The following is a 729-nucleotide window of genomic DNA, read 5'->3' on the forward strand; positions in this document are numbered from 1 at the left end:
CCCTGGGCCAGCACGCAGGCCAACGTGGCCCTGCCGCTGGAGCTGGCCGGCGTCGCCGACGCCCGTGCGCGGGCCGACGCGGCGCTGGACCGGGTCGGGCTGGCCGGCCATGGCGACGCCCGGCCGGCGCAGCTTTCCGGCGGCATGGCCATGCGCGTGTCCCTGGCCCGCGCCCTGGTCACCGACCCCAGGCTGCTGCTGCTCGACGAGCCCTTCGCGGCGCTGGACGCCCTGACCCGCCGGCGGCTGGTCGAAGACCTGCACCGGGTGTGGGACCAGACCCGACCGGCCGTGGTCTTCATCACCCACGACGTCGAGGAGGCCGTCTACCTGGCCGGCCGCGTGGTGGTGATGACGCCCGGGCCCGGCCGCACGGCGGCGGAGATCGCCATCGACGCGCCCCTGCCTCGGCCCGAGGGCTTCCGCACCTCGCTCGGCTTCCGCGAGACGGTCGCCGCGGTCGAAGCCGCCCTGGCGCGGGCGGAGGCGGTCGCATGAAGCGCCTGACCGACGTCCTCGCGCCGCTGGTGCTGATCGCGCTGTTGCTGGGCGGCTGGGAGGCGGCCTGCCGGCTGCTGGCGGTGCCCGGCTATTTCCTCCCCGCCCCCTCGGCCGTCGGCGCGGCGATCGCGGCGCGCTGGCCCGAGCTGCTGCACGCCGCGGCCAACACCCTGGTCATGGCCCTGCAGGGGCTGGGCGTGGCCGCGCTGGCGGCGGCGGCCCTGGCCC

General features: G+C 77.6%; 1 protein-coding gene and 1 pseudogene. Both read left to right on the forward strand.

Annotated elements, in window-relative coordinates:
• The coding region (locus tag G3573_RS21770; protein WP_163263698.1) for an ATP-binding cassette domain-containing protein at positions 1-498 on the forward strand (498 nt) is incomplete at its 5' end.
• Positions 495-729 (forward strand): annotated as a pseudogene (locus G3573_RS21775) (ABC transporter permease); the annotation flags it as partial. The gene G3573_RS21770 and the pseudogene G3573_RS21775, both read left to right, overlap by 4 nt.

Origin of the sequence: Caulobacter sp. 17J65-9, assembly GCF_010975005.1 — a bacterium.
Taxonomy (GTDB): Bacteria; Pseudomonadota; Alphaproteobacteria; order Caulobacterales; family Caulobacteraceae; genus 17J80-11.